Annotated in this window: 13 protein-coding genes; 5 read left to right on the top strand and 8 right to left on the bottom strand. The window is 52.6% G+C overall.

The genetic code is table 11. The annotated features are described in order from the left end of the window. Positions 1-101: 101 nt before the first annotated feature. The 6 genes from SHEWANA3_RS02735 to SHEWANA3_RS02710 all read right to left on the bottom strand — a co-directional run bounded on the left by SHEWANA3_RS02735 (position 102) and on the right by SHEWANA3_RS02710 (position 7,486). On the bottom strand, positions 102-3,314 hold the full coding sequence (locus tag SHEWANA3_RS02735; protein WP_011715721.1) for an efflux RND transporter permease subunit: 3,213 nt from the start codon (positions 3,312-3,314) through the stop codon (positions 102-104). Between the two features lie 77 nt (positions 3,315-3,391). Next, entirely contained in the window at positions 3,392-4,672 is a 1,281-nt protein-coding gene (locus SHEWANA3_RS02730; RefSeq protein ID WP_011715720.1) for an efflux RND transporter periplasmic adaptor subunit, read from the bottom strand. A gap of 15 nt (positions 4,673-4,687) precedes the next feature. Next, complete coding sequence (locus SHEWANA3_RS02725; protein ID WP_011715719.1) at positions 4,688-6,058, bottom strand: TolC family protein; 1,371 nt, start codon at positions 6,056-6,058, stop codon at positions 4,688-4,690. 208 nt (positions 6,059-6,266) lie between these two features. Beyond that, complete coding sequence (locus SHEWANA3_RS02720; protein ID WP_011715718.1) at positions 6,267-6,716, bottom strand: hypothetical protein; 450 nt, start codon at positions 6,714-6,716, stop codon at positions 6,267-6,269. Between the two features lie 164 nt (positions 6,717-6,880). Beyond that, entirely contained in the window at positions 6,881-7,084 is a 204-nt protein-coding gene (locus tag SHEWANA3_RS02715; protein WP_011715717.1) for a DUF3012 domain-containing protein, read from the bottom strand. A 36-nt stretch (positions 7,085-7,120) separates the two neighbouring features. After that, positions 7,121-7,486 (bottom strand): STAS/SEC14 domain-containing protein, encoded by a 366-nt coding sequence (locus tag SHEWANA3_RS02710; RefSeq protein ID WP_011621315.1) that lies wholly within the window; start codon positions 7,484-7,486, stop codon positions 7,121-7,123. Between the two features lie 148 nt (positions 7,487-7,634). Here SHEWANA3_RS02710 and arfB point away from each other — a divergent pair, with 148 nt between their 5' ends. The 4 genes from arfB to SHEWANA3_RS02690 all read left to right on the top strand — a co-directional run bounded on the left by arfB (position 7,635) and on the right by SHEWANA3_RS02690 (position 9,778). Then, positions 7,635-8,048, top strand: coding sequence for an alternative ribosome rescue aminoacyl-tRNA hydrolase ArfB (gene arfB / locus SHEWANA3_RS02705; RefSeq protein WP_011621314.1), 414 nt, complete (start codon positions 7,635-7,637; stop codon positions 8,046-8,048). Positions 8,049-8,149: 101 nt separating this feature from the next. Then, a complete protein-coding gene (gene aroQ, locus SHEWANA3_RS02700; protein ID WP_011715716.1) occupies positions 8,150-8,584 on the top strand; it encodes a type II 3-dehydroquinate dehydratase in 435 nt (144 codons plus the stop codon). A gap of 33 nt (positions 8,585-8,617) precedes the next feature. Then, entirely contained in the window at positions 8,618-9,073 is a 456-nt protein-coding gene (accB, locus tag SHEWANA3_RS02695) for an acetyl-CoA carboxylase biotin carboxyl carrier protein (RefSeq protein WP_011715715.1), read from the top strand. Between the two features lie 27 nt (positions 9,074-9,100). Beyond that, positions 9,101-9,778 carry an SDR family NAD(P)-dependent oxidoreductase gene (locus SHEWANA3_RS02690; protein WP_011715714.1) on the top strand — a complete coding sequence of 226 codons (678 nt, stop codon included), beginning with the start codon at positions 9,101-9,103 and terminating at the stop codon, positions 9,776-9,778. An 86-nt stretch (positions 9,779-9,864) separates the two neighbouring features. On the opposite strand, the gene SHEWANA3_RS02685 is transcribed toward SHEWANA3_RS02690, so the two are convergent. Both SHEWANA3_RS02685 and SHEWANA3_RS02680 read right to left on the bottom strand, forming a co-directional pair. After that, on the bottom strand, positions 9,865-11,082 hold the full coding sequence (locus tag SHEWANA3_RS02685) for an MFS transporter (RefSeq protein WP_011715713.1): 1,218 nt from the start codon (positions 11,080-11,082) through the stop codon (positions 9,865-9,867). A 91-nt stretch (positions 11,083-11,173) separates the two neighbouring features. Beyond that, a complete protein-coding gene (locus SHEWANA3_RS02680) occupies positions 11,174-11,944 on the bottom strand; it encodes a hypothetical protein (RefSeq protein WP_011715712.1) in 771 nt (256 codons plus the stop codon). A 158-nt stretch (positions 11,945-12,102) separates the two neighbouring features. Here SHEWANA3_RS02680 and ubiD point away from each other — a divergent pair, with 158 nt between their 5' ends. Beyond that, positions 12,103-13,584 (top strand): 4-hydroxy-3-polyprenylbenzoate decarboxylase, encoded by a 1,482-nt coding sequence (gene ubiD, locus SHEWANA3_RS02675; RefSeq protein ID WP_011627318.1) that lies wholly within the window; start codon positions 12,103-12,105, stop codon positions 13,582-13,584. Positions 13,585-13,629: the final 45 nt, after the last annotated feature.

The following is a 13,629-nucleotide window of genomic DNA, read 5'->3' as shown; positions in this document are numbered from 1 at the left end:
TACCAGAGCTAAGCCTAGCCTAGATCGCGCACGATAGCTCACTGATTTTTAACTTTAACATTGAGCCTTGCCACAAAACGAGGCCAAGGCTCAGCATCCCACTAAGCTGACGACTTATCGTGGCGATATAACCAACGATACAGGGTCGGCAACACCAATAAGGTCAATGCCGTAGAGCTAAACAGCCCGCCGATAATCACCACCGCCAGTGGCTTTTGGATTTCACTGCCCACACCCGATGACACTAAGATGGGGATCAAACCCAAGGCCGAGGTCAAGGCCGTCATCAGTACGGGGCGTAAACGGCCAACCGTGCCTTCGTAAACCGAGTCATAGAGCGACTCGCCGCTCTGCCTGCGCTGGTTAATCGAGTCCACTAACACCACGCCATTGAGCACCGCTACCCCAAACAGAGTGATAAAACCGATGGAGCTCGGCACCGACAGATAAGTGCCGCTAACAAATAGCGCCACGATCCCGCCGATCAATGCCAGAGGAACGTTTGCCATGATCAATAAGACCTGCTTCACCGCGCCAAAGGAGAAGTACAACAGCAAGGCAATCAAAGCGATAGAGATAGGCACCACCAACATCAGCTTTTGTTGTGCCCTCTGCTGATTTTCATACTGACCGCCCACTATCACTGTATATCCCGCAGGCAAATCGGCCTGAGGCACTAGCGCATAGATATCTTTGACCACAGATCCCATGTCCCGCCCCGCTACGTTAGCTTGCACCACCACGCGGCGCTGCACATCATCACGGCGAATATTCGGCGGCGCCATTTCCACCTCAACACTGGCAACCTCGCCTAACCGCACTGTGGCGCCATTGCTGCCGCTAAGGAGTAAATCCTTAATCACATCCGGGCTGCTGCGATACTGCGCGGCGAGGCGCAAATTAATGTCGTATCTCGCGTTACCGTCGATCACTTGCCCAGCACTCGCGCCACCAATCCCTTGGCTCACCAGCGACATCACTTGGTCGACGCTAATACCATAGCGGGCAAGTTGTGCGCGGTCTGGCCGCACCACTAGCTGCGCCTCACCACTCACCTGCTCGAGGGACACATCCACAGCACCAGGGATTTTTGCCACCAGATCGGTGAGCACTTGTCCCTTTTCAGATAAGACGTCTAAATCGGGGCCGAAAAGCTTAATCGCCAACTGTGCCTTTACCCCAGAGAGCAACTCATCGACCCGCGTCGCAATCGGTTGTGAGAAGGTCAACAGCAGTCCGGGGAAGACACTAAGCTTTTCCTCCATCAGCCGTTGCAGCTCCAAACGCGAGCTAGCCGACTGCCATTCTTCGATGGGCTTAAGGCCGATATAGACTTCGATATTGCTGACAGGCTCAGGATCGCCGCCTAATTCGGGCGCACCGATACGGCTCAAGGCATATTCCACCTCGGGAAACTCCAGCAGCATAGCCTCAAGCTTTGGCGCCACATCTAAGGAAGTGCCAAGGCTCGCGGTCGGTGCCAGCGTCACCCTCAGGTTGATGGTGCCTTCCTCTAGTTCGGGCACAAACTCGGTACCCAGCCTAGGTAGCAATACCATACTCATTGCAAACATCAGCAGCGCGCTGGTCATCACCAGCTTTGGCCTAGCAAGCGTTGCACTCAGCAGCTTGCGATAGGCAGAGTCCAAAGGCGCTAAGACGACGCTCTCCTTAAGCACGACACCACGCTTAAACAGATAAACCGCCAGTGCAGGCACGGCAATCAAGGCCACCAGTAAGGCGGAAATCATCGCCAAAATAATGCTGACCGCCATAGGTTGGAACAGTTTGCCCTCAACCCCTTCCAGCGCAAATAGCGGCGCAAACACCACAATGATGATGGCGGTCGCGAAGAAGATCGGACTGCAAACCTCTTTCGCCGCCAGCATGATGCGCACGGCCATGTTGTTATCCGCTTCTACAGCGTGAGCACTACCATCCTCATCACCATGGTATGGGTCAACTTCGCCATCTGCGCGGCTTCTCGCCTGGGCTAAATGGCGGCGATCTGGCTGAGTTAAATGTTTGAAAATATTCTCAACCATCACCACAGAACCATCGACCAACATACCAATGGCCACCGCTAACCCACCGAGGGACATCAAGTTGGCTGACAGGCCATAGTAAGACATCACCATCAGCGCCAAACCGATGGATACGGGAATAGACAGCAGCACCAACAGGGTGGCGCGGATATTCACAAGGAACAGTGCCAAGATCACCACGATAAACACAAAGGCCATCAACAGCGCATCGCGCACAGTAGTAACGGCCTTATCCACTAAGTCCGCTTGGTCGTAAAACACTTCGAAGGACACGCCCTTGGGTAGCGCCTGCTCAATCAGATTAATCCGCGCATCGATATCATCAATCGTCGCCTTAGTGTTGGCGCCCATGCGCTTAAGCACCACGCCCGCCACCACTTCGCCCAAGTCTTGCGCCTGACCCGCCTCATCGCGGCGCGTCATAGTCACGGCCCCTACACGGATCTCACTGCCAAAATCGACCTGAGCAATATCACCCACTCGCACAGGCGTGCCACGCACTTCGGTCAGCGGGATTTGGGCGATTGCGGCAAGCCCTGCTTCACCTGCGGGTAACATGCCATAACCTCGCACCACCAATTGCTCTTGGCCTTGGTCCATAAACCAACCACCGGCGTTGCGGTTATTGCTCTCAAGCGCCTCGCTCACCTGCGCCATCGACAAACCATAGGCTCGCAACTTGTTAGGGTCGACCTGTACTTGATACTGACGCACCTCGCCGCCAAAGGATAAAACATCGGTCACGCCGCCCACGGGCATCATGATCAGTTTGACGAGGTAATCGTTAAGGCTTCGCAGCTCAGCGGCATTAATGCCTGAGCTAGGGTCGGCCCGCAGAATGTACTGATAAATCTGCCCCAAGCCTGAAGTGTTAGGGCCAATTTCTGGCACTCCCACTCCGCTTGGGATCATCTCCCGCGCCGCCTGTAACTGCTCAAACACTTGCTGGCGAGCAAAGTAAATATCCGTGCCCTCGGCAAATACCACGGTCACGATGGACAAGCCAGTACGGGATAACGAGCGCACCTCAGTCACCGCCGGCAAGGCATACATGGCCGATTCGACCGGATAACTGATGAGCTTTTCCACCTCTTCGGCGGCCAAGCCCTCGGCCGCGGTATTGATGGTCACCTGTACGTTGGTGACATCGGGAAAGGCATCCAGATTCAGTTTGGGCAACATGGCCACACTGGCGGCCACCACAGCAAGCAGTGCCAGCACTACTAATAGCCGATTTTTAATCGCGGCTTCGATTGCTTTTTGCAACATAAAAATTCCTCGCGCATTCGCCCTAAACCTTTAAAAAGGCAAAAAAATAGGGCTTGAGAAGGTTCGACTAAGCGGCATTAGTGGGCATGAATATCAAAGCCAGCTTTAGCCTGCTCCGACGCCAAGAAAAATGCGCCTCCCACCACCACTTTTAGTTGTGCCTGTCGTGCCTTATCTAACTTGTCGCCGCGCACTAAACTTAAGCCGCGCTGACGCTGCACTAGCTCCACCTCAATGGCTTCAAAACCATCTTCGTCTTGAATAAAGATCTGCCAATCGCCGTCACCACTGCGGGTTAGCGCCGCATCGGGTAAGACGATTCCAGAAGAGAAGCCTGATGATAAGTCGCTGCCCTTAGGCGCATCGGCAAAATACAGCTCGGCAAATTGCCCGGCGTGCAGCACATGCTCTGGGTTTGGCATGCTGACTAAAATCTGCTCGGTGCGGGTCACGCTATCCAGCTCATGGGAACGGCCAATAATCTTGCCCGCCAGCGTTTTATCACCCACTTGCACCAACGCCGGGCCACCGACATTCACATTGGCCGCCTGCGCCGGGGTTAATTGTGCTTCCACCCAAAGGTGCGACTCATCGGTCAACTGCATTAATGGTGTGCCAGCGGTGAACACTTGGCCTAGCATGGCGATATCCTGCTGCACACGGCCATCGATAGGCGCTAAAAGTTGATAGCTGCCGATAGCTTCTGGGGTCGACTCTAAGGTACGAATTTGTGCATCCGTCATCTTGATCGCCTCCAGAATTGCTCGCTTCAGTTCGGCATCGACCTGCGCCTGCATTCTGCGGCTGACACTCACTGCGCCCTCACTCATACGACGCACTCGACTCCACTCGGCAGCGGCATTGATATATTCCGCCTGCGCCTTGGCGACTTCTGCACCGCCTAAGGTCAGTAAGGGCTCACCTTTTTTCACCTCTTGGCCGGGCACCACATGGCGCGCCTGCACCCGCACATCCAGCTGCGGCGCTAAGGTCGCGGTTCTATCACGGTCAACGACTAGAGTGGCGGTCGCCATAGTATCGAGGTTGAGATTGCTAAAACTTAAGCTATCGCTGCTCAAGGGCAACAGGCGCACGCCAGCGAGTTCCAACTGCGCAGGCGTAAAAGTGAGTGCCTGCTCACCATGGTCATCTTCAGTCGCTGAAGCGCTTTTTTCTGCCTTATTGGTGACCTTTTCAGCGTCGTGATCATGGCCTTCACCCGCGAAGCTCGGCGTTAGGGTTAAGGAGGTCAGCATCAAGGCCAATACTAAACGGGAAGGAGTAAACAACGACCTTAAGCCCGCAGTAGACACTGTGCCCAACGTTTGGAAAGACGATTTTTGAGTAAATGAATTCATAGTATTACCTCACGATTACTTTGCTGGCACGGCATGTGTGGAAGAAGTGGACCTTGATTTACCGACGGATGTGTCGGCTAAGGTGTCAATCATGGGCAGCAGCTGACCGCTGTCCCCCATCCAAGTTAACCAACTCTGATAAATTGCCGTTTCGAGGTTTAAACCGACCAAATAACTGGCCGCGAGCTGGCGCCGACTCTGCAAATACTCGCTGGTACTCACATCACCCGAACGCCACAGCTCACTTAAGGATTTAGCAGCTTTACTCCCCGAGGCAGCGACTCGCTCGCGCCAATCTTGGTAGCGCGCCAGTAAACGGGGTAAAGCATTGGTAAATTGTGCCTGTTTGGCCGTAAGTACTCGCTCACGGGCTAAGTAGTTCTGCTCCGCGATTGCGATACCTTTGTCGGCAACCGCCTGTAACTCACTGTAGTTATTCCGCACCTGCAAAGGGATGGCCACGCCGACGCCAAACTTGTTGTCATCGCCTTCCTTTTCAACACCTAGGTTAATGGTGGGATCGGCCGCAGTGTCCGCCTTAACCTTCATGGCATTGGCCTTGGCCAGCTGCACCTGTTGATGGGCACTGGTCAATGCGGGTAAATCCACTTTCGGGGTCAATTGCGTCACCCATTGACCAATCTCGGGGATAAACTCCCTAAATCCCAGCTTATCGACGCCGAGTAATTCGATGACTTTGCCATCGGCCACTAACGCCGCTTGCTCGGCCAGCGCATAATCGGCGGTGTTACTCGCCAGTTCGAGCTTTAGCAGTTGCAACTCAACATCGGATAAATCCCCCGCCGCAAAGCGCTGCTCGGCAATATTGAGCTGTGCCTGCGTAAACCTTAATTGCTGCTCGGCAAAGGTCAGCGCCTTATTGCTTTGCGCCTGCTCGGCCAGTGCCAATAGCCGCTCGGCCAACATCTGACTGCGCTCTAGCTGTATATCCGCTAACAGGATTTGTGCCTCGAGCTGGGCAAGGCGAGTCGCGACGCCGCGCTTATCACCCCAATCTAGGGTTTGACTCAGCCCTAGGCTGTAGGTATCGGTGTCGGCGTTTTGATAATTGAGTCCAAGCTCAGGGTTATAGATGGCGCGATCCGCTGCCGCAATGGCGAGCTCTGCCTGTTGCTGCCGAGCAATTTGTGCCTGCACTTCGGGTAACTGATTAATTTGCTTGAGTAACTCTGGCATCCACTGCTTGAGGGAAGCTTGAGTTTCTTCGGTTAATAGCTCGCCTTGCGCTAATAAAGTGCCTTCGGCATTTAGCTCGTTCACTTCAAGGCCTGAGGTTGCTGCAACAGCAGAGTGAACCTGTCCGCCAACGAGCATGAGTGTGCTAAACAGGCCAAACAAGGTCTGGGCGATAATGGTTTTCTTCATCGCAATTCCTAACAATATCTAAATAGGACTGGCCCCACGCAAGAGACGTGTGAATACCAATCGAAAGCTCCCCCAAAGCGTAAAATGTCGAATAAGCTCAAAGCGCTAGCGCGAGCCAAGGCCGTGTAGACCAGTTATCGATGCGTTGGGGATAAATTAAGGGCTTATGGCGGCGCACAATAACGAAGCGATAAGCAGATATTGAAGGTTAAGCGATGGGAGGGCGGTACTTAGGTAATTGATCAGGTGGGAAATAGGCTAAATCCGTTGGTACATAAGCCGTTTCAAACGCGATCGACGTTTGGCTGTCGGAATGGGATAGCAGCGCCACATGACCGCCGTGACACTGGCAATCGAGGCAAAGATCAAAATTTTGAATTTCAGTGGTTTGCACTAAATGTGAATGGCCACTAGCACTGGCAGTCGATACACCCGCCTTGAATGCGGCTTCGCCAAACTGCTCGGCGCTGAATCCGGGAGTCTGCTCATTGGCACACACACAATCCACACATTGGGCTAAGGTGGTCACGGGAGCACTAAATTGGAGATGGGGATGATTTTCGGCTTCTTCGGCGCCATTACCCGCATGTAACTGATGCGCACCCAAATTCGCTCCCGCAAATTGCAGCACGATAATGGCTATCAGTAGGGTCACCATTCGGCTAAAGAATGGCTTGGCGGTCGAAATCAAATATCACCTTTGGACGATTCAGTAGGTTGTTAAGCAATAGCTTGTGCAAACTTCAGACAGGGATTTTAAGCATAAGTTCACAGCTTGCAACTAAAAATCAGCCAAGCTGTGACACTATTCGCTTGAAAAGCTTACTTAAACACACAGTGTTTAGCGTAATCGGCAGCTTCGTTCGCCGTCCAATCACCTGAAGGTTTATCCTTCATTTGCTTACACCAAGCATCACTACCGACCTCTGGCGCACAGGCACTTAAGCCTGCGGTAAAGGCCAATACTAAGGCGATAGCGCCTAATTTAGCGGTCGGTTTGGCAGTCATAGTTTTCAACAAAGACATAGTTAATTCCTTATAAGTAATACCCACCATGGGCCGTTAAAAAGTTGAACGTTTCGCAATCCAGTCGATAGCTTTGGCTTTTTGTTCTAAAGGGAACCAAGCCACTTCGCCCTGCATAAAGGGGCCGAGTAAACGCACAGCGTTACCCACCCAATCTGGGCCACCAACAAATACTAAGGCTTCAAAATTAGGGAGTTGGACTTCGCCGCTGCCCGTTAGCGACTCAAATTCCCAGCCTTCGAGTAAGACGTCCGCCTCGATATATAGGCAAACTTGTCCCCAATCCTTGCGGTAACTCTTAATGGCCGGCTGTAAACGGGTACGATAATCGGTTGATGAGAGTCGACCACTGGCGAAAAGACTGATAACACCCTTAGCAATATCGGGGATTTGGCATAACATAAAGGCACTCCGAAACGAGAACACTATTTTGCAAACGGGCAAACACGCCTGCCCAGCAAGAATGCGCCGATGATAACAAATCTATTGAAAAGCCATAAGCAGTTATTGCTCGCTTCTCAAAGCAATTGGACAAAACCCTAAGTCTGCCATGATAAAAATCTCAAACCGTGTGGAACTTCCGGAAAATGAAATCGAGTGGCAATTTATCCGCTCCAGCGGCGCTGGCGGGCAAAATGTCAATAAAGTCTCCACCGCCGCCCAATTGATTTTTGATATCAGAAACTCGTCATTACCCGAGTTTTATCAGCAGCGCCTGCTGCAAAAAGCCGATCATCGCATTACCGCCAGCGGCAAAATCATTATCAAATGTCAGGCGAGCCGCAGCCAAGAGGCGAATCGGCAAACCGCATTGGAGCAATTTATCGCTCTGGTTGCCAGCGTGGCCGAAGTGCCCAAAAAACGCATTCCAACCCGCGCGACCAAAAGCAGCCAAACCAAACGCTTAGATGCGAAAAAACAACGCGGCGCCACTAAGGCCATGCGACAGATTAAGTTTGATTAACCCCGCCGACAACGCGGTGACATTCATAATGCAAAATCCGCCCGAACAGGTTAAGTTAATGGCATTCAACCCGTTAAGGTATGTCGTAAAAGGAAAGCGTAATGAATCATAAAGTTCTGCTCATCAATGGCCCCAATTTAAACCTCCTTGGCCGCCGTGAGCCCAGTGTTTACGGTCATCAAACCTTAGCCGATATTGTTGCCCTTTTGAGTGAACAAGCTCAAGCAGCAGGTGTTGAACTTGAACATATTCAATCGAATGCCGAATTTGAGCTGATCAACGCTATCCATGCCACCGATGCGCAGATGATCATTATCAACCCCGCAGCCTTTACCCACACCAGTGTGGCCCTGCGTGACGCACTGCTTGGGGTGGACATCCCCTTCTTTGAAGTGCATTTATCCAATGTCCATGCCCGCGAGCCCTTCCGCCACCACTCCTATTTGTCCGATAAGGCCATTGGGGTGATTTGTGGTTTCGGCGCCCAAGGCTATGAGTTTGCCCTCGCAGCGGCGATTAAGAGATTGAAGGCATAAACGCGATTAGCGTGAGTACAGGAAGTCGCAGCGATGGCGGTTGACCTTCGAAAGATCAAAAAACTGATTGAATTAGTGCAGGAATCTGGGATTGCGGAACTCGCGATTATCGAAGGGGAAGAGTCTATTCGCATCACCCGCTACGGCCCGCATACCTCAAGCGCACCTGAGGGCGCGCACAATCCTGCGCCCTCTCCTGCACTGACGCCAAAGCCTGCTAAACCCCGTGACACCCTGCCTGTGATTGAAGGTTTTGTGCAGCTATCACCCATGGTGGGCACCTTCCATGCCTCGCAAGGCCAAACCGAGGCGCCCTTGGTGCGTGTGGGTCAAAGGGTGGTGCGCGGCGACACGCTTTGCATTATCGAAGCCATGCGGATGCAAAATCCCATCGAGGCTAAGCGTGACGGTATAGTTGGCGCCATTTGGGTGAAAGATGGGGACGAGGTCGCCTTCGACCAGCCGCTGTTCACTCTGATCGAAACTTAGACTTCGAAATAGAATTTAGAGGTAAAGATGATACTGATAACTGGCGCAAGTAGTGGCTTAGGCGCGGCATTAGCCGCCCTGTATGCCAAGGATAACCAAGCACTCACACTGACGGGACGCGATGCCAATCGCCTGCATACCGTGGCCAATGCCCTTAGCCCATTTTCAACCCAAAGCATCAGCGCCATTAGTGCCGATTTAGCGGACGAGGCGAGTGTCGAAGCCCTATTCGATGGCCTTACCGATACCCCCAACACGGTTATCCACTGCGCTGGCAGTGGTTACTTCGGCACGCTGGAAACCCAAGGTACGAGTGAAATCCAAGCGCTGCTGAATAACAATGTCACTTCAACCATTCTGTTGGTACGTGAATTGGTGAAACGCTATAAACAGCAAGCAGTTAAGGTCGTGATCGTGATGTCCACTGCCGCCCTTACCGCCAAAGCGGGAGAGTCGACCTACTGCGCCGCCAAATGGGCGGTGCGGGGCTTTATCGAATCGGTACGTTTGGAGCTCAAGCAGAGTCCGATGAAGTTGATTGCGGTTTATCCAGGCGGTATGGATACCGGCTTTTGGCCGAGCAGTGGTAAGAGTCTAGACACCTCAAGCTTTATGTCCGCCGATGAGGCCGCTGGCATGCTAAAACAAGCGTTGCTTGCCACCGAACATGGTTATATCGCCGATATCACCATTCAACGGGGATAACGGATTAAGACGACGAGTTAATGATAAACACATGGGCGGCCAGAGCATCAAGTTGCCTTAGCCGCCCATTCTTTTGAATCAATCCCTTAGTCGATGCAATTAGCGGTGCACAGTGCACTGCTTCGGCGGCTCTCCCTATGGGTTAACCACCACATAACTAAACCGCCGAGGGATAAAAGTGCTGCGGCATAACCCGTCGCTGCGATGCCTTGGCCAGATAAGATCACTAAGCTGCCCACCCAAGGGCCAATCGCATTGGCAAGGTTAAAGGCACATTGTACTAAAGCACCGGTCATGGCCTGCCCATCGGGGGCCACATCCATTAATCGCGCCTGCACTGTGGTGGCCAGACCAATCCCCGAACCCACAAAGAACACAATCGGCATCAACGCCCAATAAGATCCCGTCAAACTCGGATACAGCGCCAGCACTAAGGTGCTTAACACCAGCGACCAAAATGCCGCCGCCAGTGCCGACTTATCCGCCGCCCAGCCACAGACTAAGGTGCCTAAGGTGGCGCCAATCCCAAAGACTGCCATCATCACTGGGATTTTAAAGGGTTCGACCTGGGTGACTTGGATCAGCGTCTCGGCCAGATAGGTATACACACAGAAAATCCCACCAAAACCGATAGCCGCAATGCCGAGCGTGAGCCAAACTTCGCGATTCTTCAGGGTTTGCAGCTCTTTTTTCGGACTGGCATTTTGCGGTACGGCCACATTCGGCGCGAGAAAATACAGCATCACGGCGGTAACGGCGGCAATAATCGCCACTATGCCGATGCCAGAGCGCCAACCGACGGTTTGCCCCATCCAAGTCGCAAAGGGCACACCAACGATAGTGGCTAAGGTTAAGCCGATAATCACCCGAGAAACCGCCCTAGCCTTCATCTCTGGCGGCACTAAGGACGCCGCCAGTAACATAGCTACCCCAAAGTAAGCTCCATGGGGCAAGCCACTTAAAAAGCGGAAAAACACTAACCAATTCAAGCTGGGTGCCAAGGCGCTTAAGCCATTGGCAACCGCCATCATGGCGGCCAAGGCGATTAACAGCGTGCGCCGCTTAATCCTCACCCCCAGCACCATGATGATGGGCGAGCCTACCACCACCCCAAGGGCATAGGCGCTGATGGCATAACTCACATGGGCGACATCGACACTTAAATCGCTAGCGATATAAGGCACTAAGGTCATGGCGGCAAATTCTGTGGTGCCTAGGGCAAAGGTGCCTAATGCCAAGGCGAGTAACACCCAAAGCGCGCTGCTTTGAGCTGGGGGCTGAGAGTTGGGCTGAACTGCTTGCAAACGATTTCTCCGCGATTCTATAAAACGACAACTGGCTAAGAAAAAAATAGGAGCCCACTCGGGGCTCCCGTCGATAAGGCCTAAAACAACATTACTTCACTAACTGTTCTTGATAGGTTTGGCTATTCCAATCGAAGGCGTAAAGCGAACCTTGCCACTCATATAAGGTACGGCCATCCTGTTGCACTATTCTGGCATTGCTCGGCAGGCTCGACACACTACGCGCCGCCCGTGCACGGGGAACATTGGCCATTTGCTCCGCCGAAGCTGTTGATGCCCTAGTCGTTGATACACCAGTCTGTGATATCACAGTCGCGCTATTGGTTGGCATATTCGACACCATACGGCCTTCGCTGGGCGAATATTGCATACTCGTTGTGACTCGCACTGGGGGCGAAACCGCCACTGGCGTATCATCATAGGCCATAGGAATAGACAAGCCTATGCCCGAATAGGGTGAATTCCAATAGCGCGCGCTATTCCAGCCCCAATCGTTCCAGCCATTATCATTCCAACCATAACCAAGATTCCAACCCGTGCCCCACCCCGTCGCTAAGCCAATGCCTAAGCCCAGTCCCCAAGGATAATAAGGGCGATAATAGGGACGATAGTGGCGATGGCTATCACCATGTTTATGGTGATTATTGTAGTGATTGTCGTGTCGACCATGACTCTCGCTATGGCGGTCATTGCCGCGATCCCGCGCCGCCGCCAGATTCGGCACGACTAAGGTGCAAATCAGTAAGGCGCCCAGTAAGGACAAGGCGAAGCCTATTTTATGCCAAGGCTCAGCCGGCTTAGATAAGCAAACTGATTGAAGTTGAAGATATTTATCTTTAACAAGGCATGGAGAGAGTGTCATATAAACCTCGAAATACCGGGCACAGGTCAAATAAACATCGACCTAGGACAAGCATTTTACGCTTCCAAAGCTGGAAGATCACTGAATAGGTTAACCCTAAAACAGAAAAATGCTATAGTGCGCGCCACACGGATTTCCACTGCAGAGGCTATTTCCACATGAGTTTTAAGGATTTACGCAGCTTTATCGATCATCTGGAAGCCAATGGCGAACTCAAACGCATTAGCTACCCCGTTGATCCTCATTTAGAAATGACAGAGATCGCCGATCGCGTTCTACGCGCCAAAGGCCCTGCACTCCTATTCGAAAATCCAACCAATCATTCAATGCCTGTGCTGGCCAACCTCTTTGGAACTCCCAAACGTGTCGCCATGGCGCTGGGTAAAGAGGATCCACTCGCGCTGCGCGATGTGGGTGAGCTGCTGGCGTTTTTAAAAGAACCCGAGCCACCACGCGGCTTTAAAGACGCGATTTCAAAAATCCCCATGTTCAAGCAAGCCTTGAATATGCCGCCTAAGACGGTGCGTAATCCCGCCTGTCAGCAAGTAGTTAAAACCGGTGATGAGGTCGATTTAACTCAGCTGCCGATCCAGCATTGCTGGCCGGGCGATGTCGCGCCGCTGGTCACTTGGGGTTTAACTATCACCAAAGGGCCGCGTAAGAGTCGCCAAAACCTTGGGATCTACCGTCAGCAGTTGCTCGGCAAGAATAAACTCATTATGCGCTGGCTGTCTCACCGTGGTGGCGCGCTTGATTTTGCTGATTTTAAAGAGCAATTCCCCGGCGAGCGTTACCCTGTGGTGGTTGCCTTAGGCTCTGATCCTGTGACCATCTTAGGCGCAGTCACCCCAGTGCCCGATGCCATGAGCGAATACGCCTTCGCAGGATTGCTGCGCGGCGAGCGCACCGAAGTCTGCAAGGCCTTAAGCTGTGATTTAGAAGTACCCGCCAGCAGCGAGATCATCCTCGAAGGCTATATCGATCCCGACGAAATGGCCGAAGAAGGCCCCTACGGCGACCACACGGGTTACTACAACGAGACGGATAAATTCCCCGTCTTTACCGTGACCCACATTACCCACCGTAAGGATCCGATTTACCACAGCACCTACACTGGCCGTCCACCGGATGAACCCGCCATGTTAGGTGTGGCACTCAACGAAGTGTTTGTGCCGATTTTGCGTAAGCAATATCCTGAAATTATTGATTTTTACCTGCCTCCCGAAGGTTGCTCCTATCGGATGGCGGTGATCTCGATTCGTAAACAATATCCCGGCCATGCTAAACGGGTAATGATGGGTGCTTGGTCCTTCCTGCGCCAATTTATGTATACCAAGTTTATTGTGGTGGTCGACGACGATGTGAATTGCCGCGACTGGAACGATGTGATTTGGGCCATTACCACCCGTATGGATCCTAAGCGCGATACAGTGATGATCGATAACACGCCTATCGATTACCTCGACTTTGCCTCTCCAGTGGCGGGCCTAGGCTCCAAAATGGGTCTCGATGCCACTAATAAGTGGGAAGGTGAAACCAACCGCGAATGGGGCACGCCGATTGTGATGGATCCTAAGGTTAAGCAAAAGATCGACTCAATCTGGGATGAATTAGGCATAGACGACAGCCCAACCCTATAATTCAGCTTAAGCACGACTCTCGTACCCACTTAAGCCAAGAGAATA

The organism is Shewanella sp. ANA-3, assembly GCF_000203935.1.
Classification (GTDB): domain Bacteria; phylum Pseudomonadota; class Gammaproteobacteria; order Enterobacterales; family Shewanellaceae; genus Shewanella.
The sequence above is the reverse complement of the archived record's forward strand: the minus strand, read 5'-3'. Positions and strand labels throughout refer to the sequence as shown.

Bases quoted from the DNA above. Each gene is read 5' to 3' on its own strand.
- SHEWANA3_RS02735 (WP_011715721.1), bottom strand. From the start codon at position 3,314: ATGTTGCAAAAAGCAATCGAAGCCGCGATTAAAAATCGGCTATTAGTA.
- SHEWANA3_RS02730 (WP_011715720.1), bottom strand. From the start codon at position 4,672: ATGAATTCATTTACTCAAAAATCGTCTTTCCAAACGTTGGGCACAGTG.
- SHEWANA3_RS02725 (WP_011715719.1), bottom strand. From the start codon at position 6,058: ATGAAGAAAACCATTATCGCCCAGACCTTGTTTGGCCTGTTTAGCACA.
- SHEWANA3_RS02720 (WP_011715718.1), bottom strand. From the start codon at position 6,716: ATGGTGACCCTACTGATAGCCATTATCGTGCTGCAATTTGCGGGAGCG.
- SHEWANA3_RS02715 (WP_011715717.1), bottom strand. From the start codon at position 7,084: ATGTCTTTGTTGAAAACTATGACTGCCAAACCGACCGCTAAATTAGGC.
- SHEWANA3_RS02710 (WP_011621315.1), bottom strand. From the start codon at position 7,486: ATGTTATGCCAAATCCCCGATATTGCTAAGGGTGTTATCAGTCTTTTC.
- arfB (WP_011621314.1), top strand. From the start codon at position 7,635: ATGATAAAAATCTCAAACCGTGTGGAACTTCCGGAAAATGAAATCGAG.
- aroQ (WP_011715716.1), top strand. From the start codon at position 8,150: ATGAATCATAAAGTTCTGCTCATCAATGGCCCCAATTTAAACCTCCTT.
- accB (WP_011715715.1), top strand. From the start codon at position 8,618: ATGGCGGTTGACCTTCGAAAGATCAAAAAACTGATTGAATTAGTGCAG.
- SHEWANA3_RS02690 (WP_011715714.1), top strand. From the start codon at position 9,101: ATGATACTGATAACTGGCGCAAGTAGTGGCTTAGGCGCGGCATTAGCC.
- SHEWANA3_RS02680 (WP_011715712.1), bottom strand. From the start codon at position 11,944: ATGACACTCTCTCCATGCCTTGTTAAAGATAAATATCTTCAACTTCAA.
- ubiD (WP_011627318.1), top strand. From the start codon at position 12,103: ATGAGTTTTAAGGATTTACGCAGCTTTATCGATCATCTGGAAGCCAAT.